Raw genomic sequence first — 22,542 nt, 5'->3', positions numbered from 1 at the left:
TCTTCCCCACTCGGCCTCGCAGGCACCAGAAATGTCAAGCCCACAGGACCGCACGGGTCGAGTCTCACGCGTAGACGAGCGCGAACCAGGCCACGACCGCGAGAAGGTAGACGGGGTAGCCGATACGGGCGGTTCTGCTCAGGACTTGTTCGGCGTGGTCGCGTTTCGTCACGGCGAGGCGTTTGCGCACCATGGTGATCAGGACACAGATGCCGGCGAGCAGGATGAACGAGTAGTAGCCCCATTCCAAGGCCACGATGTAGCTGACCGAAGGGAGCTGGGAGGTCACGTTGTTGAGCAGGACCGCGGTGCTCAATATCGCGGTGACGCCCATCGACACGGCGCCCCGGTCGTCGTCCGGTTTGAAGAACAGGCACAGGAACGTGACGCCGATCAGCAGCACCAGCGGCAGCAGGTTCTTGATCAGGAACGGCAGGGTGTCCCGCTTGAGCTCTACCTCGCCCGCGTACTGGCTGTAGTGGATACCGGTCGTGGTCCCGGTGGCCTGGCCGTCGCCAAGGGCGTCGCTGCTGCCGACGGTCTGCCGGTAGAACCGGACCGACGAGGCGACCCAGTTCGGCACCTGGTTGATGTCGGCGGTGGCGTCGGCGCCGCTGCGCAGGTAGACCCGGGGGTCCTGGTCGAGGATCTCCTTGTCGGTCACGTACGACACCTGGTCGGCGGTCTGGGTCCGGTTCTGCAGCAGCACGGTGAGCCGCTGACGGTCGAACGGGAAGTCACGGAACTCCAGTGCGCTCTTGAACCGGTCGGCCACCCGGTAGAGGCGGTAGGTGTGCCCATTCTTGGTGACGTCGCGCAGCGGCTCCCCGAGCGTCAGATCGGGGCGGACCGCGTTGACGAACTGCACGTCGGCCGCGACGTGGTCGCCGGTGTACTTCAACCAGACGAAGAAGTCGACGAAGTAGGTGCCCGCCGCGGTGTCCAGTTCGCGGATCTCGTTGATGTTGATCCCGGTGGCCACGACCTGACGGCGGCTGAGGTACCGGTTCTTGACCGCGATGACGTTCCCGTCCGCCACATCGGCCCTCAGGGCTTCCTCGGTCAGCGGCTCGTGGATCGTGAACTGGGTCGGCGCCGAGACGAACCGGGCCCCGTCACTGGTCACTACGGACACCGCCATCTGCGCCGACCCGTTCGCGGTGAAGTACAGCGGCCCCAGTAGTGCCGGGAAGGAGTTCTTCTTGTCCTTCAACGACGCCATCGTGTCGCGCACCCGTTCGCGGTCCTGTCCGAGGTGGTCCTCACCGAAGTCGAGACCTCCGGCCCGCATCGCGTGCAGGCCGACGTTGACGGCCTGCCGGGCCGTCGCGGCCTGCCACTGCGGACGTTCCCCGTAGCGCCGCTCGTAGGCGTCGGCCCAGACTTGGGCGGTCCCGGACAGCGAGTCGTGGGCCATCGGCGTCCCCATGAACAGGTCCCCGGTGAGCGAGCCCGGCAGGCTCCGCTTCCGTTCGGCGTCGACCAGTGAGGCGTGGAAGGCCCGCGAGCTCAGCGCCGAGACACCGACGATGGGCGCCGTGACACCTGCCGAACGCAGCCCCTCGATCAGCTCCAGGCCGCTCTTCTTCTTGACGGCGAGCAGGATCGGCTCACGCGGGTCGTGTGTCCCGAGCTCGGTGACCGCGGCCTGGACCGACGCCGCGTGTGCTCCCGGGCCCATGGCGATCGGCAGATCGGCGGTCACGCGGCCGAACTCGCCGAACGACTCCAGGAACGTCTCCCGGCCGGACCGGCCGTCCTCGTCCTCCTCATGGACGACGGCCGCGGTGGCCGAACCCAGGACACGCGAGATGTAGACGGAGAGGAAGTCGCTCTGCGTCCGGTCGCCGAACATGCTGCGGAAGTACCAGTCGCTGCCGTCGGTGATCATCGACGCGCCCGCCGACGGGGTGATGGCCGGGATCCTGGCCCGCTGGTAGATCGGTGCCGCCGCGAGCGTGGTGTCGCTGCCGGCGTGCCCGATCACGTACATCACCTTGTTCTCGCGGACGATCCGCTGGGCGATGCCGACAGCCGCGGCCACGGTGTCCTCGTCGTCGTAAACGAGCAGTTCCACCGGGTGCCCGTGGACACCGCCCTCGGCGTTCACCGTGTCGAGGTGCATCCGTACCGCGCGTTCCATCTGCGACGCGGCCACCGCGTTGTCACCGGTCATCCCCGCCACGAGCGCCACGTGGACCGGCTCGCCCCGCTCGTCCCCCGACGCCGCCCACATCCCGAGCACCGAGAGCAGGACGGCCACGGCCACGCCCACCGCGACCCACCGCGTCTTTCGAGGGCGGCCGGGCACGGCCGTGGCCGTGGCGGGCGGCGGCGGGTCGATCAGGTCGGCGACTTCGGCGGGTGGCGTCGACGGCACGGCCGCCAGCGCCTTGCGGGCACGGGCGGTCGCCGCATCGACCTTGATCGCGTAGGCACGGTCGAGGCAGAACCGCCGCTCGCCGTCGTCGGTGACCAGCTCGGCGAGCCAGCGCCAGGCGGGCTCGTAGTCGTAATCGTTCGCGAGCGCGGCGCCCAGCAGTTCGCGGGCGCGCGCCGGATCCGACTCACCGAGTCTGGCCGCCTGATGGGTGAGCGTGGCCGCCGTGTCAGACCTCTCCGGCAAGGGACGAACCTCCGAGGCGTCGATTCACTGGTGAACGAACCGTAAACAGCCGCCGGTTACCCGATCGAGAAACCTGACACCTCGCGGCCGGCTAGCGCCGCAGAGCCACGATGGGCTGACTACGCATCGCCCGGAACGCCGGCACGAGACCGCCGTCGCGGCGGAGGCTCAACTCTGGTGCGACTTCGCGGTCGCCTCCGCGTTGCTCAGCAGGGTCCGATGTCTCCGCCAGGAACTTGGTCGCGATGCCCACCACCGGCTCGATGATCGCGTCGACACCCCATCCCGTATGAGCCCTCCCGTAGCCACCGGAATGTGCGTCACGAAGCCCGGCATGGCCACTCTGGAATTTCGATGACACATTCAGCGGGGCCTGGCATTTCATCGATATTTCATCGGCGCTCATTACCGTTCGTCATGGGAATTCGACAGTGGGGAGAAACCGATGAGAAGAGTCGGAGCGCGTTTGCTCGCGACCGCCGTCCTGTCCGTCATCACCCTGGCAAGCGCGGTCGCCGGTTCGGGGGCGGCGCAGGCGGCCGCCGCAAAGCCGGACGGCGCGTGCGGGCCGGTCATGTTCGTCGTGCCCGGATACCAGGACGGCGGCGCCCAGAAACTGCTGGACCCGGCGCTCGCGCCGGGTGGCGCCAACCCGGTGCGCATCCCGTACCCGAACGGCGCCGGGGACATCAACCTGTACGCCGACGTCGACGCGGGCGTCGCCAACCTCAGGACCGCTCTTTACAACCTCTACGTCACCTACGGCTGTGACCTCGACACCAAGGTGTACATCGTCGGGTTCAGCCTCGGCGCCCTCGTCGCGGGCACCGTGCTGGAGACCGAGCCGCCCGGACGGAACGTCCAGGGTGTGCTGTTCGCCGACGGTCGGCGGCAGCCCGTCGAGTCGAACTGGCCGGGCGACCCCGGCGGACTGATCGGGCACCTGCCCGTACCCGGCCCCGGCGGCGCCGGTTTCCGGCCGCTGGACTCGTTCCGGTATCCGACGCTGAGCCTGTGCAACGGCCCCAATTCGGGCGGTGGCGCGGATCTGATCTGCTTCGGCGGAACCAATCTGGACAGCTACTTCAACTCGCACCCGTTCTACAGTTTCGAGGTGGGCAACGAGCTGAACATTCACGGCGAAGGGCCGTACCCGAACAATCTGCGCAACCGCGTCATTCCGTAACCGGTCGCGGCGCGATCCACGCGGTCGCCGGTGTGCCGTCGGGGCTCGCCCTGCCGGCACACCGGCTCTGTCTCACCGCGGCGACCTCGGTCAGCGGTTTGTCCGAGCAGGGTTGCGAAGCGGGCCGAGATCGTGCCCGTGGGGGGGCAGGGCGGATCGAACCATCGAGCAACTCTCCGCACCGCCGGCTCCCTGACGCAACCCGATTCCGGTTCTCATGGTGGGCGGGGCGGTCGCCGCCACCTCGCTCCTTTCCGCGTGCAGCTGGAGCCGGCGTCGCGGGAAACAATTCTCCGGTGAAGAACGCGGCCTCCACCCGCCGAGGTGATCCGCGGTGACACGGGGAAGGCCGCGACCGCCAACTCCCGTTTCACGGACTCCCCTCACCTCGAGCGGAGCGCCTGTTTGGTGCGGTGATGGTGCATCAGGCCCGCCTCGACGGCCACCGATTCGAGCGACAGCGTGCTGCCGGACCGTAGGAGCCGCACCGCGCTGTCGAGGATGCGCTCACGCGAGTTGGTCACGTAAAACCTTACCAACCGGAAGGTCGGTTTCCGGCTTATGACGTCGCTCACGCACCCTTTGGGGCCGCGCGGAAGGGTTCCTTGGCGTGGGTGGCGTAATGGGCGGTGACGATCGCGCCCGACATGGCCAGGATCAGTCCCGCGACCGTGAAGGCGGCGAAGCCGTCACGGATACGGTCGTCGAGGAAGACCAGGCCGATGACCGAGGACAACGCCGTGTTCGTGGTGAACATGATCGCGTTGACCGCCGTCGCACCACCCTTCTGCAGCGCCAGTGCGAACGCCACCGCCGCCGCGAGGCCGTTGAGGACCATCCCCCACACGGCCGGTTCCACCAGCACCGCCCAGCCCGACGACGGAGCCGCGAAAGTGCGCGCCGACACACCGACCACGCTGAAGCCGACACCCGTCGCGAAACCCAGCACCTGCGCGGTCCACGGACGGTCGAACCGCCGGACATACCAAGCGATCGCCCCCACGACCAGCGCCATCGCGGGCAGCACCCACCGCCACGCCGCCGGCAGCACCTTCGCCGGACCCGGCTGCGCCGACATTCCCAGCAGCACCAGGCCCACCGCCCCGACACCGAGCGCCACCCAGCCCCCCGCCGCCAACCGGGTGCCCATGAACGCCGAAATGGCGGCCGTCACCCCGATACTGAACGCCAGCACCGACTGCACGAGGAACAGCGGCAGCCGATGCAACGCCGCCGCCGCACAGGCGAACCCGACCAGGTCGACGCCGATACCCAGGAAGTAGATCCACTGCCGTCGCAGGCGCACCAGGTCCAGCGCACTACCACCAAAGGCGCCGGCGCGGCGGACACCGACCGACTCCAGCACCGAGCCACTACCCGAGGCCAACGCCGCCAGCAACGCGAGCACATATCCGACGATCACCCCCGCAGTCTGTCAGCCACACCCCGGCACACAGACCGGCAGAGGGGCGCACGGACCGCGCGGGCGCCGGTCGCCCTCGTCCAAAGTGGACTGGGCCGGACGCGCCGCACCCGGACGACGACATCGAGTTACCGGATCGCCTGATTCACGGTGCCGCGACGGTCTCCTCGGCGTCAGGTGGAGAGGACCTCGGCCGCCTGCTCCGCGCGAGCAGGCGGCCGAGGTCTCCGGTCACCAGGTCACGGTGAACTCGGCGGTGGCCCCACCGCCGGTTTTGGTCAGCCGCGCGATTCTGCTCCGTCGTTCCGGAGACGGGTCTTCCCCCGGGAGCGGACTCGCGTCGGTGATGTAGTTCCATGCGGCCCACCAAGAGCCGTCCGGCGCCTGGAACGCGTTGAACGCGCCGGGCCCTCGCTTGTTACCCGGCAGGTTCTTCTTGTGGTACTTGTCCGGCAGGCCCGGCCGGAACCGCGGTTCGCCGTCCGGGTCGGGCTCGTAGGAGAAGTACGCGCGCTGCTCGGACATCGGCGTGCACCGGTTGTCGGTCAACGCCGTACCGCAGTAGGCGACGCCGGTGGCGTAGCGGTTCGCGTACCAGTTGTTCCCCGAATAGAAGAGGTACCACTCCCCGTCGATGCGGACGGCGTTGGGATTCTCGATCGTGAGGACGTCGTCCGGCGGGCTGTTGTGCCACGTCCACTCGAGATTCGCGTTGTCGAGGAGCTTCTTCGCATCGGCTTCCGACAACCGCCGCACGTGGCGGGAGCGGTCGAAGTCCAGTTTGGCGGCACCCAGGGCGGTGACCCGGTCCCGCGTCCACGCCCCGTTGCGCAGGGTCAGCCAGACCTCACCCTGTCCCCTGCTCACGTCGGCGTCGATCGCCCACCCGCGCTCCGGGCAGAACAGCGGATCGGCATTGGCGAGGAACTCGCCCGTGGCGCGTAACGACGTCGCGTAGCCGATGCAGTGCTTCGCCTGGCCGGCGGGCTCGGGGCCGGGTAGTGCCGCGCTGTAGAACACGTAGTAGACGACCCTGCCGTCCTCCTGACGCGCGAGCATCGCCGGTGTCCACAGTGGAGAGTCCGGCCTTGCCCAGTAACCGGCGGGGAACGTGACACCGTCCCACGCGTCGCCGTCGATCGCACCGCGGCGCTGGAAGGCCCCCTTGCCGAACTCGACCATCGCGTAGGGCAGCTTGACGCCGGGGATGCTCGCACCGATCGCCAGGTAGGTGTTCGTCTCCGGCACTCGCATCAGATCCGCCGCCGGGAATCGGAAGTCCAGTGACTCGTCGCGCGGCCCGGCTTCGGCCGGGGCCGCCGTCGCGCTCGGTACGGCCGCCAGCAGGGCCGCGACGACCGCGACGGTGAACAGGGCGCGCCTCATCGGGTCACCGTCACACGGACACGGACAGGGCGGTGATCGCTTCCGTAGCCGGGGAGGGCATCGGTCTCGGATCCGGTCGAGTCCTTCTTCGCCCACACGTGATCGATGGACTTGGTGTCATGGCTCGGAGCGCTGGAGGGTTCGGCCACGCGCCGCAGCCCCGCCATCAGATCCGAGCGCGGTTCGGCGTTGAAGTCACCCATGAGCACCGGCTCGGCCGCGCGAGAGGAGAACCAGTCCGCGCTTTCGCGGACCTGCCGGTTGTGCAGTTCGCGGTTGAGGTCGAACCGCTGCGCGGACGGGGTGAGGTGCACGACGCCGACGACCCACTCGAAGCCCGCTCCTCCGACCCGTACCCAGTTGACGTACTTCGGCGGTACCCAGCAGCCACAGTCACCGGGCTCCGCGGGCCCGGTACCAGGTGTGGCGGGGTCCACTTTGGACGCGGGCGAGATCTCGCGCGCGCCATGGCCGGCGATGGTCAGGTTTCCGCGCACGAGGATGGCGTTGTGCTTGACCGCTCGGCGGTCGGCCTCGTAAATGGCGACATACCCTGTCGCGGCCGCCGCCTCCTTCACCACGTCCTCGCGGTCGGCGACCTCCTGCAGGCCGAGGACGGCGGGGCGTTCGGTCTCGATGAGACGGACGAGGTCGGCCTTGAGACCACTCGCGTCTCCCGCGTTGTACGTGACGACCTTGATCGTACGGTCGACCGCCGTCTCGGCGGCCGCCGCGCCGGGCACCGCGACGAGAGCTACGAGAGGCGCGAAAAGCGCCAAGGCGAAGACCTTGCGTCGCGGCTTCGAACGTGCCGACGGCTTACCGATTTCCATGGGTTCCCTCCAGCTGTCGATGTCGGAGGGAATCGGAACACCGGCGATCCGCGAGGGCAACGCTCTTCGCGATCCCGTCATTTTCCGGAAAGATTCGCGGCGGCCGTGGCTATCCGGATTTCCCGGGGATGTCCGTGGCGGCGGCTTTCGCGGTGAGCTGGATTTCGACCCGCCGGAGAACCGAGGTGACGGCGTCGACTTCGTCCGGATCGGACACGATCCCGTCGAGCAGCCCGCTCCAGATCTCGCGGAGCTGCCGCAGGTTCTCGTGGGCGCGGGCGGTGGGGTAGAGACGGATTCGCCGGGCGTCGTCCTGATCGGTTTCGCGGTGCACGAGACCCTTCTTCTCCAGTCCTCGCACCGCCCTGCTGAAGTTGCTGGAGATCAGCTGGGTGGCCTCCGCCGCGGCGCGCGCCGACGTGCCAGGGTTCCGGTCGATGAACCGCATCACGGCGCTCTCCAGCGGCGTCCACGACTCGGAAGCGAACTCCCTGTTCGCGAACTCCTTGGACGCGTGGATCTGACGGCCCACCGCCAGGATCAGGTCGGCGAGTTCGAACAGCCGCGACGTTTGCTCCTCGTCCACCAGGCAATGGTACATTTCCTGTCAGTTGATAGCTATCATCTGATAGGAGAACTGGTGGACGCTTCGTCCCGCGACACCATCCCGGTCCCCTTGCTCCTCGTGCTCGCCCTGCTGGCCAGCGTCGCCCCGTTCGGCATCGACCTCTACCTGTCGGCGTTCCCGCGGATGGCCGTGGACCTGGGGACCAGCGACACGGCGATCCAACTGACCCTCACGACGTTCCTGCTCGGACTCGCGGCGGGGCAACTGATCTTCGGCCCCGTATCCGACCGCTGGGGCAGGCGAGGACCGCTACTCGTCGGCTCGGCGGTGTTCGTCGTCGCGAGCGTCCTCGCGGTGATCGCACCCACGATCGCCGTTCTGCTGGCGGCGCGACTCCTGCAGGGACTGAGCGCCGCGGCGGGTATGGTCATCGGCCGCGCGGTCATCGCCGACCTGGCCACCGGCCGCGCCGCCGCCCGCGCGTTCAGCCTGATGATGATCGTCGGCGGGGTGGCGCCGGTGGTCGCGCCGCTGCTGGGCAGCCTGCTGATCGAAGCGATCCACTGGCGCGGAATCCTCGGTGTCCTGGCGGGGCTGGCCGTCGCGATGCTCGCCGGGTCCGCGGTGATGGTGCGAGAGAGCCTTCCGAAGGAAAGAAGAGGGCGCTCTGATAGTGGCGGGCTCCGAGCACTGCGTAGTCGTGCGTACCTGTCCGCCACGGTCACGCTCGTCTTTTCCTTCGCCGTGCTGATGGCCTACATCTCGGCGTCACCTTTCCTGTATCAGACGGTCATCGGCATGAGCGCCGTCGGCTACGGGCTGATGTTCGCACTCAACGCACTCGGCCTGGTGCTGAGCAGCGCGGCGGCGGCGCGGTCACTGCGGCGCACCGAACCGCGCCGCGTCCTCACCGTCGGCGTCAGCTGGCTCGCCGGTGCTTCGGCCGTGTTGCTCGTCATGTCACTGCTGCCGATCAGCGTCGCTTGGCTGCCTGTACCGATCTTCTTCGCGGTCTCGTCGTTGGGATTCATCCTCGGACCCGCCACCGCGATCGCCCTGGACGCGGTGCCCGGAGCAGCGGGAACCGGATCGGCCGTACTGGGCGCGGCGCAGTTCGGACTCGCGGCCGTCGTCTCACCGCTCGTCGGCATGGGCGACGGACATACCGCGATGGCGGTCACCATCGCCGTACTCGCCGCCATCGCGGCGGTCTCCTGCCTGGTCTTTCCCTGCCCCTCGCCTGCCCGCGAAGAGGAATTCGCCGGTCGAGCCGAACTGAACGCGACACAAGGATGACGAGAACGACAACGACACTGACAGGCGCCCTCGCCACCCCTTCCGCCTACGCTCGCGACGAGAGCCTCGCCTTCAAAGATCTCGGCGACCACCAGGAACGGCCGCGGGACCTGGGCGCCGACCGGATCGTTCAGATCAGCATCGCCGAAATCCGCTCGAGCACAGCCACCGCTACTCGGTCTCCTGAACGAACGGGCCACCCTCACCGTCTTGGTCGCGAAGAAACACGCGCCTGGCGATTTCCGCGTCCAGCGGACTCATCTCTTCGCTCACCGGTTCCGCTGGCCGCCACCACCGGAAGCCCAGTGCCTCGTCGTTCACAACGAGCCGAGGCACCACCTGGAGCTCACCCCGGTAGACGGCCAGCAGTTCCCGACGCGCCGGCTCCACGAGAGCGAACTCGGCAACCGCTACGAAGGTCAAGTCGACCCCGTCGATGCCTGTCTCCTCGCGTAGTTCCCGCACAGCGGCTTGACGCGGGGCCTCTCCGGGCTCTCGCATGCCGCCCGGCAGTTCCCACTGCCTGCGCCGGCTGTCGAACATCGTCAGGACAGAGCCCGCGTGAACGACAACGACCAGCGACGCGGGCATGACCGCCCGCTCGGCAGAGACCGCCAACGCCTCTTCCCCGAGGAAACGAACGCCGAGCAAGACATTGCCGGCACGATCACGAATCGGAAGCGTGGTCATCCCCCCATCCAACGCTCTCGCGACCGCCGTAGATCGTGCGCGGCGACTTCCCAACGGGCCGCTGTCGGCTCGCCCGAACGCTGCTCATCCGAAGAATGCGCGGAGCGCTGCGGCGAGGTCGGCGGGGTTGTCCTCGGCCATGTGGTGGCCGGAATCGACGGCATGCCCGCGGACGTCCCCGGCCCACTCCTGCCAGACGGTGACCGGACTACCGTAGAGGTCTTCGAGGTCGTCGCGGCTGGACCACAGCACGAGGACGGGGCAGGTGATCTTGTTCCCGGCCGCTTTGTCTGCGTCATCGGCGTCGCGGTCAGGACCGAGGCCCGCGCGGTAGTCCTCGAGCATCGCGTGGACGGTCTCGGGATCGTGGATCGCGCGCAGGAAGTCGGCGTGGTTCTCGGCACCCATCGCTTCGGGATCGCCGCCGTACCAGGCGTCCGGATCCGCGTTGATCACCCGCTCAGCGGGTTTCGCGAGCTGGCCGAAGAAGAACCAATGCCACCAGGCCTGAGCGAAGGCCGCATCGGCGCGGGAAAGGTGCTCGCCGATGGGGAGGCCGTCGAGAACTGCGAGTTTCGTGACGGCCTCGGCATGGTCCAGGGCGAGCCGGTAGGCGACCGAGCTGCCCCGGTCGTGGCCTGCGACGGCGAACCGTTCGTGGCCGAGGTGCCGCATGAGCGCGACGATGTGCCGGGCCATCGCGCGTTTGGAGTGGGCGGAGTGGTCTTCGGTGGTCTCGGGTTTCGAGGACTGGCCGTAGCCGGGGAGATCCGGGCAGACGACGGTGAAGACGTCCGCGAGCCGGGGAGCGACGTCGTACCAGGTGGTGTGGGTGCGGGGGTGACCGTGCAGGAGAACGAGAGGCGGCCCTGACCCGCCGTGGCGGACCCTGAGGGTCACGTCGCCGACATCGACGTTTTCGAGCTCGAACCCTTCGAACATCGCTCTTTGTCCCATTCGCTAGCGCTGTCAGCTCCGGCAAGTCTGCAACGGGAAGTCCCCGCCGCGCAGTCCGAGTGCGGAAGAACCTCGTTCAGGTCGCGGAAGTTCTTCCGTGGCGAGTGGGCCTTCGACTCGGAGTGGTCGCCCCCACGTGTGACTCGCAGCTACAACGCGCGTGGAAGATCGGTTACCGGGGTATCACCAGGCAGTCGGAACAGTCGAGAAAGGACCTGACGCCATGCGGACACCCCGCCCTCGTGGTCCGGTCAGCACCACCCTGCTGGCCCATCTCACCCGCCCGCCACACGCGTTGCCACCCGCCGTGGAACACGCCGCGCGGCAATCGCGTACTGGGGACGCGGGGGCGGCTCTGGGTGAGGAAGATCTGCAGCTGAGTCTGTGGGTCTGCTACGAGCTGAGCTATCGCGGTTTCGACGACGTCGACCACGCGTGGGAAACCGAACCCTCGCTACTGGCGCTGCGCCGTGTCCTCGAGCGCCGGTTGCTGGCGGCGTTGGAGCACGTCACGGCGGACGCGCCTCGGGAACGGGTCGCGCCCGAGGCGGTCCCGGCGGCGCTCACCGCTCTCATCGACGCCGACAACGGCCCGCCGCTGGCGACGTATCTGCAGCGTGAGGCCACGGCCGAGCAGTTCGGCGAGTTCGTCGCGCATCGCTCGATCTACCACCTCAAGGAGGCCGATCCGCATAGCTGGGCGATCCCGCGCGTCGGCGGGCGGGCGAAAGCGGCGCTGGTGGAGATCCAGGCCGACGAGTATGGCGGCGGCCGGTTCGAGCGAATGCATTCCCAGTTGTTCGGTTCGATGATGCGCGACCTCGGGCTCGACGACACCTACGGCGCGTTTCTCGACCAGGTGCCCGGGGTGACACTGGCCGTGAGCAACACGATGTCGCTGTTCGGCCTGCACCGCCGCTGGACACCGGCGCTGCTGGGTCATCTGGCGGTGTTCGAGATGACCTCGTCGTTGCCGAACCGCCGCTACGGCAACGGCCTGCGCCGTTTGGGCTACGACGCCGCGACCACGTTGTTCTACGACGAGCACGTCGAGGCCGACGCGGTGCACGAACAGATCGCAGCCCACGATCTGTGTGGCGGCTACGCGGCCGACTACCCCTCCACCACCGGCGACCTCCTCTTCGGCGCCGCGTGCGCGCTGGCCGTGGACAACGCCATGGCCGAGCATGTGCTCACCAGCTGGCAAGCCGGGCACAGCTCCTTGCGCACGCAGGCCTGGGCGCCGTCCGACGCCGCCTGACCCCCGCACCCGCGCCGCGCCGCCGGATGTTCGTGACGACGCCGTACGGATCAGCCGGCGTCGGGGCGCAGCGGGTCGCGGGTGGGGCCGCTGGCGGCCTGGAACTTCGCGACCTTGTGGGTGCCGTCGCAGAAAGGCTTGATCGCCGAGCGGCCGCACCGGCACAACGCGATGGTGTCCCGGCCCGCTTCGATCACTTCCCCGGCCTGGGTGCGCAACGCGACCGTTCCGCGCACCAGCAATGGGCCGTTCACACACGGAGTGATCGTCACCATGTCACCGTCCCACCCGCCCGGCTCGTCATCGCGCTGCCGCTGCTCCTCGTGAGAATCCATGACCAATGTCTACCCCCGCGGGGGTAGACCCACACCCTGCCGGGTCCTCCTGCTCGGTGAGCAACCGTACGGCCTCAGCACCCGTCTGCCGCGCCGGCTCCGGCCCACCCGGCTTAGTACGATCCCTCAGGATCCGACGGCCGGGGCCTGAGGGATACGTCACCGCCGACAGGTCCACCGGCACCGCCCCGGCCATCCGTAGTGCCGGACCGAGCAGATTCCGTAGCGCCTGGGCGTCGATACCCCCGGCGGTACGTGGTCGATCGACGACGACGTCACTGCGCCTTGCCGAGTTCAGACTGGTCAGCACTGTTCGCTGCGGGCAGCGCATCACATACCGGGCGACCGCCGACCACCGGCGCGTCGCAGGTGGTAGCCCGCTGCCGCCGTCGATGACCACTACCTGCGCGGAATCGCTTATTCGGCGGGAACCTTGGCGGTCCAGCGTTTGCGCAGCCACAGGCTGACGTAGACCAGGGCGACCAGCACGGGCACTTCGATCAGGGGCCCGACGACCCCGGCGAGGGCTTGCCCCGAGGTGACGCCGAAGACGCCGATGGCGACGGCGATCGCGAGTTCGAAGTTGTTGCCCGCGGCGGTGAACGCCAGCGTCGTGGTGCGCTCGTACGACAGACCGGAAGCTTTGCCCAGCGCATAGCCACCGATCCACATGATCGCGAAGTAGACCAGCAGTGGCAGTGCGATCCGGGCGACGTCGAGCGGGCGGGAGGTGATGTTGTCGCCTTGCAGGGCGAAGAGGATCACGATGGTGAACAGCAGACCGTAGAGGGCGATCGGGCCGATCTTCGGCAGGAACTGCCCCTCGTACCAGTCGCGGCCCTTGCTGCGCTCGCCGATGCGGCGCGAGAGATAACCGGCGGCGAGCGGGATACCGAGGAAGATGATCACGCTGAGCGCGATCTCCCACGGCGAGAAGTCCAGCGTCGTCGCGTCCAGCCCCAGCCAACCGGGCAGCAGGTCGAGGTAGAACCAGCCGAGCACGCCGAACATGATCACCTGGAAGACCGAGTTCAGCGCGACCAGCACCGCCGCAGCCTCACGGTCACCGCAGGCCAGGTCGTTCCAGATGATCACCATCGCGATACAGCGCGCGAGACCGACGATGATCAGCCCGGTCCGGTACTCCGGCAGGTCCGGCAGCATCAGCCACGCCAATGCGAACATCAAGGCCGGGCCGAGAATCCAGTTGAGCACCAAGGAAAGCACCATCGTGCGCTTGTCCTTGGTCACCGTGTCGAGCTTGTCGTAGCGGACCTTCGCCAGCACCGGATACATCATCAGCAACAGCCCGAGCGCGATCGGCAGGGACACCTGCCCGATCTTCACCGCGTCCAGCACACCCTGCAGACCGGGAATCACGCTGCCCAGCAGAAGCCCGGCCCCCATCGCGACGATGATCCAGACGGGAAGGAAGCGGTCCAGAAAGGACAGTTTGTGCAGGACGTCGGCGTCGGCCGGGCCACCGGCCTTGTCGGCGGTGTGAGTCACGGTGCTGGTTCTCCTGAGTCTCGCGAAGGGAAGTCGAGGGGTTAGGCGTCGAGGATTTCGGCGACCAGGCCGCGGACGCGGCGGTCGATCTCGTCGCGGATCGGCCGGACGGCGTCCACGCCTTGTCCGGCCGGGTCTTCCAGGGGCCAGTCGAGGTAGCGCTTGCCGGGGAACACCGGGCAGGTGTCACCACAGCCCATGGTGATCACCACGTCCGAGGCTTCGACGTCCTCGGTGGACAGCTTGCTGGGCACCTCGGCCGTGATGTCCAGTCCCCATTCCGCGAGCGCCGCGGCGGCGGCTGGGTTCACCTTCTCGGCGGGCTCCGAGCCCGCGGACCGGACGGTGATGCGGCCGAGCGAGTAGTGCTGCACCAGCGCGGCGGCCATCTGCGACCGGCCCGCGTTGTGGACGCAGACGAACAGCACTTCAGGCGTGCGGGTCATGCCCGGTTCCTTTCTCTGGAGGGGTCAGTCGGCGAGTTCGTCGAGCAGGTGCCGGACGTGGCGGCCGATGTCGTCCCAAGTCCCGCGGACAGCTCCTCACGAGCCGCTGGATCGACTTCTATCAATGCAATTGAAGAGCGTGCATCGAGCTTTGTCAATTCAGCCGGTACGATGGACTCCGACAGCACCTGGCGCGAAGGAGTGCACGTGGCGAGCGAGAAGAGTCGCACCCGGAAACCGGTCGCCGTCACGCTGCTCATGGCCGAACCCGCCGCGGTCGTCGACCCGGCCGACGCCCAGGCAGCCGCGAAGCTGTTCAAAGCCCTGTCGGACCCCGTACGGATTCGTTTGCTCTCGATGGTGCGCTACTCCCCTGGCGGCGAGGCCTGCTTCTGCGACCTCGCCGAAGAGTTCGACATGCCACAGCCATCGTTGAGCCATCACCTGCGCGTCCTCGTCACCGCGGGTATCCTCGAACGGGAACGGCGCGGGACGTGGAGCTGGTACAGGATCGTCGCCTCACCGCTGGAAACACTGGAGAGCCTGCTGCGCTCCGGTGGACCGCTGGCCGACCGGCCCGCCCGGCTCACGGAAAATATCCGCCCCTCACGGTGCTGACATCCAGAACAGCGGATACCGTCCGGCGCACAACACTTCGACTTCCACTTCGGGCAGTTCACCCTGCCCGGATCTCGGCAGTGACTTCTCCGGGCACCGAAGCATCTTCCCGCCGATCAACGGTCATCACCGATGAGATGTCGCCTAGAACGTTGGTTCGGTGGCGATGACCGGTCCCGCATGATCGCACAGCCTCAGGGGCCGCCACGCCGGTCATCGCGGCACCGCCCGGCCACCTCCGGTGACGTCGCTCAGTTCCTTCGCCTGCCCGCCTTGGGGAGTGCGCAGGGTGGCCATGGTCAGGAGGCCACCGGCGATCGCGATCCCCGCCGCGCCGAGGAACGCGGCCGAGTACCCGCCGGCCAGCGCGACCGGGTCACCGGCCTGTCCAGCGCCGAACGACACACCGACCGCGGTCATCGCGGCGAGACCGAGTGCCGATCCGATCTGGTACGAGGTGTTCACGATTCCTGACGCGAGTCCGCCTTCCTCCGGTTTCGCGCTGGAAATGGCGGTGCCGAGCGACGGGATGAACGCGAGCGCCTGACCGAGTGCCGCGATCAGTGAGGCAGGCAGGACGTCGACGACGAAGTTGCCTGTCGGACTGACGAACGACAGCCACCCCAGCCCCGCGGCGAGCGCCCACAGACCACCGATGATCATCTTCTTCGGCCCGAACCGGCCGATGAGCCGGGGCGCGACGGCGACCATCAGCACGACGATCAACACGGTCATCGGCAGCAACGCGGCGCCACTGGCGAAGGCCCCGTATCCCAGGACCTGCTGCAGGTACAGGTTGAGGAAGTACCACATCGGGATCCACGCCGCGCCGAGCAGGAACTGGGCGAGGTTCGCGCCGCCGAGGTTCGGCGTCCGGAAAATGCCCAGCCGTACCAACGGGACCTCACGCCCGCGCTGGATCGCCACGAACACCGCGAGCAGGGCGATGCCTCCCGTCAACGCGCCCCAGGTACCCGCCGAGCCCCAGCCCGCTTCCGGCGCGCGGACGACGCCGAACACGGTCAGGCCGAGGCCCGCAGTCGCCGCGACGGCGCCGGCGAGGTCGACCGAACCACGCCGGGCGGGCGCGGAAGGCATCAGCTTCCCGGTGGCCAGCACCGCGACCAGCGAAATCGGGACGTAGAGCCAGAAGATCCACGGCCAGGACAGCCATTCGGTGATCACGCCGCCGAGGAACACCCCGGCGGTACCACCGGCGGGAGCGGCCGCGCCATAGAGCGCGAGTGCCTTGGTCAGCTCACGCGGACGCGCGCCGAACAGCATCATCAGCAGGGTCAGTGCGGACGGCGCGATCAGGGCCGCTCCCGCCCCCTGCAGGACTCGGCCGAGCAGTTCGACCCACGCGGTGCCCGCCACCGCGGCGACCACGGAACCGCCGAGGGTGACGACCCATCCGGCGGTGAACGTCTTCCGCGCGCCGAACAGGTCCGAGAGGCGCCCGCCGAGCAGCAGCAGCCCGGCGAGCGCGATGACATAGGCGTTGAACACCCACGACAGGTCGCCAGGTGAGAACCCGAGGTCCTGCCGCATCGCGGGCAGTGCGACGCCGATGATCGAGGTGTCCATGATGACCATGAACTGGGCCAACGCGATGAGTCCCAGCGCCCACCACCGTCGTGGGTCCGGGATTGTCTCCGCCATGACAGGTGTCCTTTCAGGATTCCATTACCCCTAGGGGGTATTTCGGAGTTGAAGGTAGACCGGTTCGCATCGCCGCACAAGTACCCTGTGGGGGTATCAACGTCGTGACCGTCACAGGCGGCGTTTTCTCGCAAACCCGTTGCACGGCAAAGAGTCCTCACGTACCTCGAGCACGCGGACATCGGCACGGCCACGGGTGGATCCGACGCCGCGAACAGGCTTGCCGAATCAACCCACTGAGGACAGTCGATTCGGGCGGCGTTCTGGGCACAGCGATGAGGCGCCCGCGCGGCACCGAGTGGTGCCGCGCGAGCGCCTGGGGAAACGATCAGCTCGCGGTGCTGCGGAATCCTTTGAGCCGCAGGCTGTTCGTGACCACGAAGACCGAGCTGAAGGCCATCGCGGCGCCGGCGATCATCGGGTTGAGCAGCCCAGCCGCCGCCAGTGGCAGCGCCGCGACGTTGTAGGCGAAGGCCCAGAAAAGATTGCCCTTGATGGTGCGCAGGGTCCGCCGGGAAAGCCGGATCGCGTCCACCGCGGCCCGCAGATCGCCGCGGACGAGGGTGAGATCCGACGCCTCGATGGCGACGTCGGTGCCGGTGCCCATCGCCAGGCCGAGGTCGGCCTGTGCCAGCGCGGCCGCGTCGTTGACGCCGTCGCCGACCATCGCGACCACCTTGCCCTCGGCCTGCAGCCGCTTGACCACGTCGACCTTGTCCTTGGGCAAGACCTCCGCGATCATTTCGGTGATCCCCACCTCCGCCGCCACCGCGCGGGCCACGGCCTCGTTGTCCCCGGTGAGCAGGACCGGGGTCAGGCCGAGCGCCCGCAGCTGCGTGATGGCCTCGGCGGAAGTCGGCTTGACCGTGTCGGCGACGACGAGAACAGCACGGGCCTTCCCGTCCCAGCCGACGACGATCGCGGTACGACCGTCCTTCTCCTCGGCGGCCTTCGCCTCGGCGAGGTCTTGCGGCAGGTGGTGCGCCCACTCTTCCAGCAGCGCACTGCGCCCGGCCAGCACCGCCTTGCCATCGACGATCCCTTGCACACCAAGGCCTTCGACATTGGCGAACTCCTCGACAGCGGGCAGCTCGCCCACCCGCTCACGTGCCGCCCTGGCGACAGCCTGTGCGATCGGGTGTTCGGAAGCGTTCTCCAGCGCGCCGGCCAGTCGCAGTGTCGTCTCCTCGTCGGCGCCTTCGGCGACATGGACCGCCACCAGCGACATCTGCCCCGTGGTCACCGTGCCGGTCTTGTCGAGGACGACCGTGTCGACCGACCGGGTGGACTCCAGCACTTCCGGTCCCTTGATCAGGATCCCGAGCTGCGCGCCCCGCCCGGTGCCCACGAGCAACGCGGTCGGAGTCGCCAGACCCAACGCGCACGGGCAGGCGATGATCAGCACGGCCACCGCCGCGGTGAACGCGGCCGACGCCGTGCCACCCGCACCCAGCCAAAACGCCAGGGTGCCGACGGCGAGCGCGATCACGATCGGCACGAAGACGCCCGAGACCCGGTCGGCAAGCCGCTGGACCTGAGCCTTTCCGGTCTGCGCGTCCTCCACCAGCTGCGCCATCCGCGCCAGCTGCGTATCCGCGCCGACCCGCGTCGCACGGACGACGAGCCGTCCGCCCGCGTTGACCGTCGCACCGACCACGGCGTCACCGGGTCCGACCTCGACCGGGACGCTCTCGCCGGTCAGCATGCTCGCGTCGACGGCGGAACCGCCTTCGGCGATGACGCCGTCGGTCGCGATCTTCTCCCCTGGCCGGGCCACGAACCGGTCACCCACGACCAGCTGGTCGACGGGGATACGTTCTTCCTTGCCGTTCCGGAGGACCGCGACGTCCTTCGCGCCCAACTCCAGCAACGCGCGCAGCGCGGCACCGGCCCGGCGCTTGGACCGCGCCTCGAAGTACCGCCCGGCGAGGATGAAGGTCGTGACTCCGGCGGCGACCTCGAGGTAGATGTTGCCGTCACCGGCCATCCGCCGCACAGTCAACTCGAAGGCGTGCGTCATCCCCGGCGTTCCCGCACCGCCGAACAGCAAGGCGTACAACGACCACAGGAACGCCGCCAGTGTGCCCATCGAGATCAGCGTGTCCATTGTGGCCGCACCGTGGCGCAGATTCGCCAACGCCGCCTTGTGGAACGGCCACGCCGCCCACACCAGCACCGGCGCGGCCAACGTCAAGGAGATCCACTGCCAGTAGGTGAACTGGAGCGCGGGTACCATCGCCAGCAGGATCACCGGCACCGACAGCACCGTCGAACCGATCAGCCGCCGCCGCAACGGCGCGATCGGATCGGCCTCTTCACGAGAGTCGTCCGGGCCGGTCGTCTTCGCCGGGGCTGGCACGGCGGCCGAGTAGCCTGCCGCCTCCACCTGCTCGATCAACCGCTGCGGCTCGACGTCGACCGGGTAGGTGATCTTGGCCTTTTCGGTGGCGTAGTTGACGGTCGCGGTGACGCCGTCGAGTTTGTTCAGCTTCTTCTCGATGCGCATGGCACAGGACGCGCAGGTCATCCCAGTGATCGCGAGTTCGAGTTCGGTTGTCCGGGTCTGGTCCACGTCGGCTGTCATCGTGCTCACTCCCTTCGAACTTCCGCGGTCAGCCGTGTCCGCCGTGACCGTCATCGGCCGCCGGGGGTGGGGCTTGGTTCGGGGTCGCCGAGGGAGCCGGGGTCGCAACGGGCGTGCCCGTGGTGGCGACGGTGAACTCCGCGGTGCGGACCTTCCCCCGGTGCCGGAAGTCCAGGAACAGGCGATACGTCCCTGCTGAGGGGACTTCGGCGAAGAAGGTCACCGTGGGACCGGGTGCGGTGCGGCCGTCACCGGGCTCACCGTCCGGGTGGACGTGCAGGTAGGCGAGGTCGCCACCGCGCAGCGCCACCAAGTGTCCGTAGGCGCCCAGATACGGCTGGAGATCGGTCACGTCGCGGCCGTCCTTGGTCACCGTCAAGGTCACCTTCGACGACTTGCCCGGGGTCAGTTCACCGTCCAGGTGGATCTGGTAGCCATCGACGTCCGCGACGCGCGACGGCTGATACTCGACGGGCTTGAACTCCCCTGCCACGGCCACGTCCACACCCAGCGTCGTGGCTGAGCCGCCCGTCGGCTTGAAATCGGCGAAGACCCGGTAGCTGCCTGCCTGAGGCAGTGCCAGCGGAACACTCCACACGCCGTCGGACGCGAGTTCGGGATGCACGTGCTGGAAACCGGCCGTGTCGCGGCGGACGACGATGAGGTGCATCCGCTTCTCGTGTTCGACGTCGTAGCCGGTGATCGGCATGCCGTCGGGTCCGAGGACCTTGAAGGAGAAGGGTTGATCGGTCCCCGGCGTGAGCGTCGTGATGGTGGGCGTGAGGGTGTAGCCGCCCCTGGACGACGCGAGCCCGCCGGGCTCGTCGCTCTGCGCCGCCTCCGCGACGGTGCCGCTGTGAGCGTCCCCGTGCCCGGCGTCCTCGCCACCGGGCAGGCCGGCAGCGCCGGCGAAAGGACCGACAGCGGTGCCTGCGGCCCAGGCGCCACCGGCGACCAGGGCAAGCGCCACACCGTAGGCGGAGAGCTTCGCTGCTGTGTTCATCGTGAAGTCCTTAGTGCAGGGTGGTCCCCGCGTTCGGGAGCGAACCGTGAATCAGGCGGTCAGCTCGTATCCGGCTTCTTCGACGGCCGCACGCACATCCGCGACCTCGGGTTCCTGAGAGCTGGTCACGGTCACCGCACCGGTGGGCAGATCCACCCGGACGGTGGTGACACCCTCGACCTTGCCGACCTCTTCGGTGACCGAGCTGACGCAGTGGCCGCAGGTCATGCCGGTGACGGTGTAGGTGGTCTCGCGCATCGTGGTTCTCCTCCGATTTCGTTGCACTGCTTCAAGAACGGACAAGGCGGGCGATGACGTCGCTCGCCTCCTGGATCTTCTCGTCGGCCCCGTCGCCACCCTTGGCGATGGCGTCGGACACGCAGTGCCCGAGATGTTCGTCCATCAACCCCAGCGACACCGACTGCAGCGCCTTCGTGGCCGCCGAAACCTGCGTCAGGATGTCGATGCAGTACTTGTCCTCTTCGACCATCCGCTGCAGGCCCCGAAGCTGTCCTTCGACCCGCCGCAGCCGGGTCAGGTATTCGTCTCTGCCTCGCGTGTATCCGTACATCCTCTGTCCTCCTGACCCTGACGTTACATACCCTAGGGGGGTAGGGCAACCCGCGTACCCCGGTGACGTATGCCACGCTCGGCTTCCCCGACCGCCACCTTCGACGCACCGCCTCCCAGCGGGCATGATCGAGGCGTACGCGGAATCGGGACTCGAGGAGTGAGCGTGGTTGAGCACAGCGCCGGCAGGCAAAGTCAGCTCAAGCGTCTACGACGCGTCGAAGGACAGGTCCGCGGACTGCAGAAAATGCTCGAAGAGGACCAGTACTGCATCGACGTCCTCACTCAGGTCTCCGCGGCGACCCGGGCCCTGCAGTCGTTCTCCCTCGAACTCCTCGAACAGCACCTGGCGAGCTGCGTGATCGACGCAGCCGCGAAAGGCGGCCCCGAGGCGGACAGGAAGATCCGAGAAGCCTCCGAAGCGATCGCGCGACTGGTGCGCTCCTAACGGTCGCGCAGGTCCGGCGACGGGGACTTCGTCAGCACGAGCGCGGGTTCCAGGAAGGAAAGCGAGTCGGCGAGGAGACCACAGCGTGGAGCGTGCGAGACAACAAGGAACGAGCTCGAATCCTCGATCAGGCAGTCCGGCAGCTGGAACAGAAATGAGAGGAAACTTCATCCTGCCAAGAGATCGACGAGGACCAAGTCGTTGATACCAAGGTCGTCTCTCTCACATCGTTCGCCGGGCGGCCCATCACCCCGCAAAGTGACAGTTGATACGTAGTCCGGGGCCGGCCGCCCACGAGTCGCACACCTGCACCTTCGACAGGAAAGTTCCGCACGGGGCGCACAGGGCCCCCGCATCCGTTACATGCGCCACTCGGCGAGCGAATCCCGCCCGCGATCCGATCGCCCTCGAAACCCATCGGCTACGGTCAAGCGGGGAAGACAGGAAGTCGAGGGTGAGCACAGCACGATGAGCAGCGAGAACGGAGTCGACGGTCCCACCAGGCCCGGCGCCCACCGCTGGACGACCTTCAAATACACGCGGAAGGTGCTCGTTGCCGCACACAACGTGACCACATTGACCCGGCTACTCGACGTGATACCGGCTTTCGACAACGACGAACGAGTGCAACTGTTCTTCACCCACCTGGCAGGCGACCCGTTCCGTCACGGCCTGAACGAAGCGATGACAAACGCCGGCGCTTTGATCCTTCCCTGGAAAGAAGCAAAAGGGCAATCATTCGACCTGGCGATTTCAGCGAGCCACCACGGAGCACTCGACAGCGTCAATGCTCCGCGCGTGGTCCTTTCACACGGTATTGGCTATACTAAATACTCGCCGCAGCGGGCAGCGGGCAGCGGGCAGCGGGCAGCGGGCAGCGGGCAGCGGGCAGCGGGCAGCGGGCAGCTTTTGGCCTTTCCACTGAATGGCTGCTCCAGCATGGAAAACCGCGGGCGGAAGCATTCTGTCTTTCTCATGAAGACCAGCTCGAGTCGGTGGCCGAGAACGCTCCTGCCGCTCTGCCGAATTCCTGCGTGGTCGGCGATCCCTGCTACGACCGGATCGTCGCGAGTTCCCTGCTGAGGAACCGTTATCGCGCCGCGCTGAATGTCGGTCGCCGTCGGCTGGTCTTGGTGTCCTC

The 22,542-nt window shown here is 68.0% G+C and carries 23 protein-coding genes; 6 read left to right on the top strand and 17 right to left on the bottom strand.

The genetic code is table 11. The annotated features are described in order from the left end of the window. Positions 1-64 precede the first annotated feature (64 nt). A complete protein-coding gene (locus ACM6LU_RS33470; protein WP_414941829.1) occupies positions 65-2,626 on the bottom strand; it encodes an ABC transporter substrate-binding protein in 2,562 nt (853 codons plus the stop codon). A gap of 91 nt (positions 2,627-2,717) precedes the next feature. Continuing rightward, positions 2,718-3,032, bottom strand: a complete 315-nt coding sequence (locus tag ACM6LU_RS33465; protein ID WP_414941828.1) for a hypothetical protein — start codon at positions 3,030-3,032, stop codon at positions 2,718-2,720. 39 nt (positions 3,033-3,071) lie between these two features. Here ACM6LU_RS33465 and ACM6LU_RS33460 point away from each other — a divergent pair, with 39 nt between their 5' ends. After that, entirely contained in the window at positions 3,072-3,812 is a 741-nt protein-coding gene (locus ACM6LU_RS33460; RefSeq protein WP_414941827.1) for a hypothetical protein, read from the top strand. Positions 3,813-4,195: 383 nt separating this feature from the next. Here the strand turns inward: ACM6LU_RS33460 and ACM6LU_RS33455 are convergent, their stop codons facing one another. The 5 genes from ACM6LU_RS33455 to ACM6LU_RS33435 all read right to left on the bottom strand — a co-directional run bounded on the left by ACM6LU_RS33455 (position 4,196) and on the right by ACM6LU_RS33435 (position 8,040). Then, positions 4,196-4,336 carry a hypothetical protein gene (locus ACM6LU_RS33455; protein WP_414941826.1) on the bottom strand — a complete coding sequence of 47 codons (141 nt, stop codon included), beginning with the start codon at positions 4,334-4,336 and terminating at the stop codon, positions 4,196-4,198. A 47-nt stretch (positions 4,337-4,383) separates the two neighbouring features. Continuing rightward, on the bottom strand, positions 4,384-5,235 hold the full coding sequence (locus ACM6LU_RS33450; protein ID WP_414941825.1) for a hypothetical protein: 852 nt from the start codon (positions 5,233-5,235) through the stop codon (positions 4,384-4,386). Positions 5,236-5,466: 231 nt separating this feature from the next. Next, positions 5,467-6,621, bottom strand: a complete 1,155-nt coding sequence (locus tag ACM6LU_RS33445; protein ID WP_414941824.1) for a family 43 glycosylhydrolase — start codon at positions 6,619-6,621, stop codon at positions 5,467-5,469. Then, complete coding sequence (locus tag ACM6LU_RS33440) at positions 6,618-7,454, bottom strand: endonuclease/exonuclease/phosphatase family protein (RefSeq protein ID WP_414941823.1); 837 nt, start codon at positions 7,452-7,454, stop codon at positions 6,618-6,620. Before ACM6LU_RS33440 ends, ACM6LU_RS33445 begins: the two co-directional genes overlap by 4 nt. A gap of 109 nt (positions 7,455-7,563) precedes the next feature. Beyond that, entirely contained in the window at positions 7,564-8,040 is a 477-nt protein-coding gene (locus tag ACM6LU_RS33435; RefSeq protein WP_414941821.1) for a MarR family winged helix-turn-helix transcriptional regulator, read from the bottom strand. Between the two features lie 54 nt (positions 8,041-8,094). On the opposite strand from ACM6LU_RS33435, the gene ACM6LU_RS33430 reads away from it, so the two are divergent. Next, on the top strand, positions 8,095-9,318 hold the full coding sequence (locus tag ACM6LU_RS33430; RefSeq protein WP_414941820.1) for a multidrug effflux MFS transporter: 1,224 nt from the start codon (positions 8,095-8,097) through the stop codon (positions 9,316-9,318). A gap of 171 nt (positions 9,319-9,489) precedes the next feature. On the opposite strand, the gene ACM6LU_RS33425 is transcribed toward ACM6LU_RS33430, so the two are convergent. Both ACM6LU_RS33425 and ACM6LU_RS33420 read right to left on the bottom strand, forming a co-directional pair. Beyond that, positions 9,490-10,008, bottom strand: a complete 519-nt coding sequence (locus ACM6LU_RS33425) for an NUDIX hydrolase (protein ID WP_414941819.1) — start codon at positions 10,006-10,008, stop codon at positions 9,490-9,492. An 84-nt stretch (positions 10,009-10,092) separates the two neighbouring features. Next, entirely contained in the window at positions 10,093-10,950 is an 858-nt protein-coding gene (locus ACM6LU_RS33420; RefSeq protein ID WP_414941818.1) for an alpha/beta fold hydrolase, read from the bottom strand. A gap of 238 nt (positions 10,951-11,188) precedes the next feature. Here ACM6LU_RS33420 and ACM6LU_RS33415 point away from each other — a divergent pair, with 238 nt between their 5' ends. Next, positions 11,189-12,226 carry an iron-containing redox enzyme family protein gene (locus ACM6LU_RS33415; RefSeq protein ID WP_414941817.1) on the top strand — a complete coding sequence of 346 codons (1,038 nt, stop codon included), beginning with the start codon at positions 11,189-11,191 and terminating at the stop codon, positions 12,224-12,226. A 50-nt stretch (positions 12,227-12,276) separates the two neighbouring features. Here the strand turns inward: ACM6LU_RS33415 and ACM6LU_RS33410 are convergent, their stop codons facing one another. The 3 genes from ACM6LU_RS33410 to ACM6LU_RS33400 form a co-directional block, all read right to left on the bottom strand. Beyond that, positions 12,277-12,561 carry a CDGSH iron-sulfur domain-containing protein gene (locus ACM6LU_RS33410; RefSeq protein WP_414941816.1) on the bottom strand — a complete coding sequence of 95 codons (285 nt, stop codon included), beginning with the start codon at positions 12,559-12,561 and terminating at the stop codon, positions 12,277-12,279. A 417-nt stretch (positions 12,562-12,978) separates the two neighbouring features. After that, complete coding sequence (gene arsB / locus ACM6LU_RS33405; RefSeq protein WP_414941815.1) at positions 12,979-14,070, bottom strand: ACR3 family arsenite efflux transporter; 1,092 nt, start codon at positions 14,068-14,070, stop codon at positions 12,979-12,981. Between the two features lie 41 nt (positions 14,071-14,111). Beyond that, complete coding sequence (locus tag ACM6LU_RS33400) at positions 14,112-14,516, bottom strand: arsenate reductase ArsC (RefSeq protein ID WP_414941814.1); 405 nt, start codon at positions 14,514-14,516, stop codon at positions 14,112-14,114. 207 nt (positions 14,517-14,723) lie between these two features. Here ACM6LU_RS33400 and ACM6LU_RS33395 point away from each other — a divergent pair, with 207 nt between their 5' ends. After that, the gene (locus ACM6LU_RS33395; RefSeq protein ID WP_414941813.1) at positions 14,724-15,134 is read left to right on the top strand and encodes an ArsR/SmtB family transcription factor; all 411 of its coding nucleotides are present in this window, start codon (positions 14,724-14,726) and stop codon (positions 15,132-15,134) included. A 213-nt stretch (positions 15,135-15,347) separates the two neighbouring features. On the opposite strand, the gene ACM6LU_RS33390 is transcribed toward ACM6LU_RS33395, so the two are convergent. From ACM6LU_RS33390 to ACM6LU_RS33370, 5 genes are all read right to left on the bottom strand, one after another. Then, positions 15,348-16,796 (bottom strand): MFS transporter, encoded by a 1,449-nt coding sequence (locus ACM6LU_RS33390; protein WP_414941812.1) that lies wholly within the window; start codon positions 16,794-16,796, stop codon positions 15,348-15,350. Between the two features lie 328 nt (positions 16,797-17,124). Further along, positions 17,125-19,380, bottom strand: a complete 2,256-nt coding sequence (locus ACM6LU_RS33385) for a heavy metal translocating P-type ATPase (RefSeq protein ID WP_414941811.1) — start codon at positions 19,378-19,380, stop codon at positions 17,125-17,127. A 28-nt stretch (positions 19,381-19,408) separates the two neighbouring features. Next, the gene (locus ACM6LU_RS33380; RefSeq protein ID WP_414941810.1) at positions 19,409-20,383 is read right to left on the bottom strand and encodes a hypothetical protein; all 975 of its coding nucleotides are present in this window, start codon (positions 20,381-20,383) and stop codon (positions 19,409-19,411) included. A 51-nt stretch (positions 20,384-20,434) separates the two neighbouring features. Continuing rightward, positions 20,435-20,641: a heavy-metal-associated domain-containing protein gene (locus tag ACM6LU_RS33375; RefSeq protein WP_414941809.1), complete on the bottom strand. Its 207-nt coding sequence runs from the start codon at positions 20,639-20,641 to the stop codon at positions 20,435-20,437. Positions 20,642-20,672: 31 nt separating this feature from the next. After that, on the bottom strand, positions 20,673-20,954 hold the full coding sequence (locus tag ACM6LU_RS33370; protein WP_414941808.1) for a metal-sensitive transcriptional regulator: 282 nt from the start codon (positions 20,952-20,954) through the stop codon (positions 20,673-20,675). Positions 20,955-21,119: 165 nt separating this feature from the next. Here ACM6LU_RS33370 and ACM6LU_RS33365 point away from each other — a divergent pair, with 165 nt between their 5' ends. Both ACM6LU_RS33365 and ACM6LU_RS33360 read left to right on the top strand, forming a co-directional pair. Beyond that, complete coding sequence (locus ACM6LU_RS33365; protein WP_414941807.1) at positions 21,120-21,401, top strand: metal-sensitive transcriptional regulator; 282 nt, start codon at positions 21,120-21,122, stop codon at positions 21,399-21,401. Between the two features lie 468 nt (positions 21,402-21,869). Continuing rightward, positions 21,870-22,484: a hypothetical protein gene (locus ACM6LU_RS33360; RefSeq protein WP_414941806.1), complete on the top strand. Its 615-nt coding sequence runs from the start codon at positions 21,870-21,872 to the stop codon at positions 22,482-22,484. Positions 22,485-22,542: the final 58 nt, after the last annotated feature.

Origin of the sequence: Amycolatopsis sp. cmx-11-51 (genome assembly GCF_047608665.1) — a bacterium.
Lineage (GTDB): Bacteria > Actinomycetota > Actinomycetes > Mycobacteriales > Pseudonocardiaceae > Amycolatopsis.
Note: the sequence above shows the minus strand (reverse complement) of the source record. Positions and strands in the feature narration are given on the sequence as shown.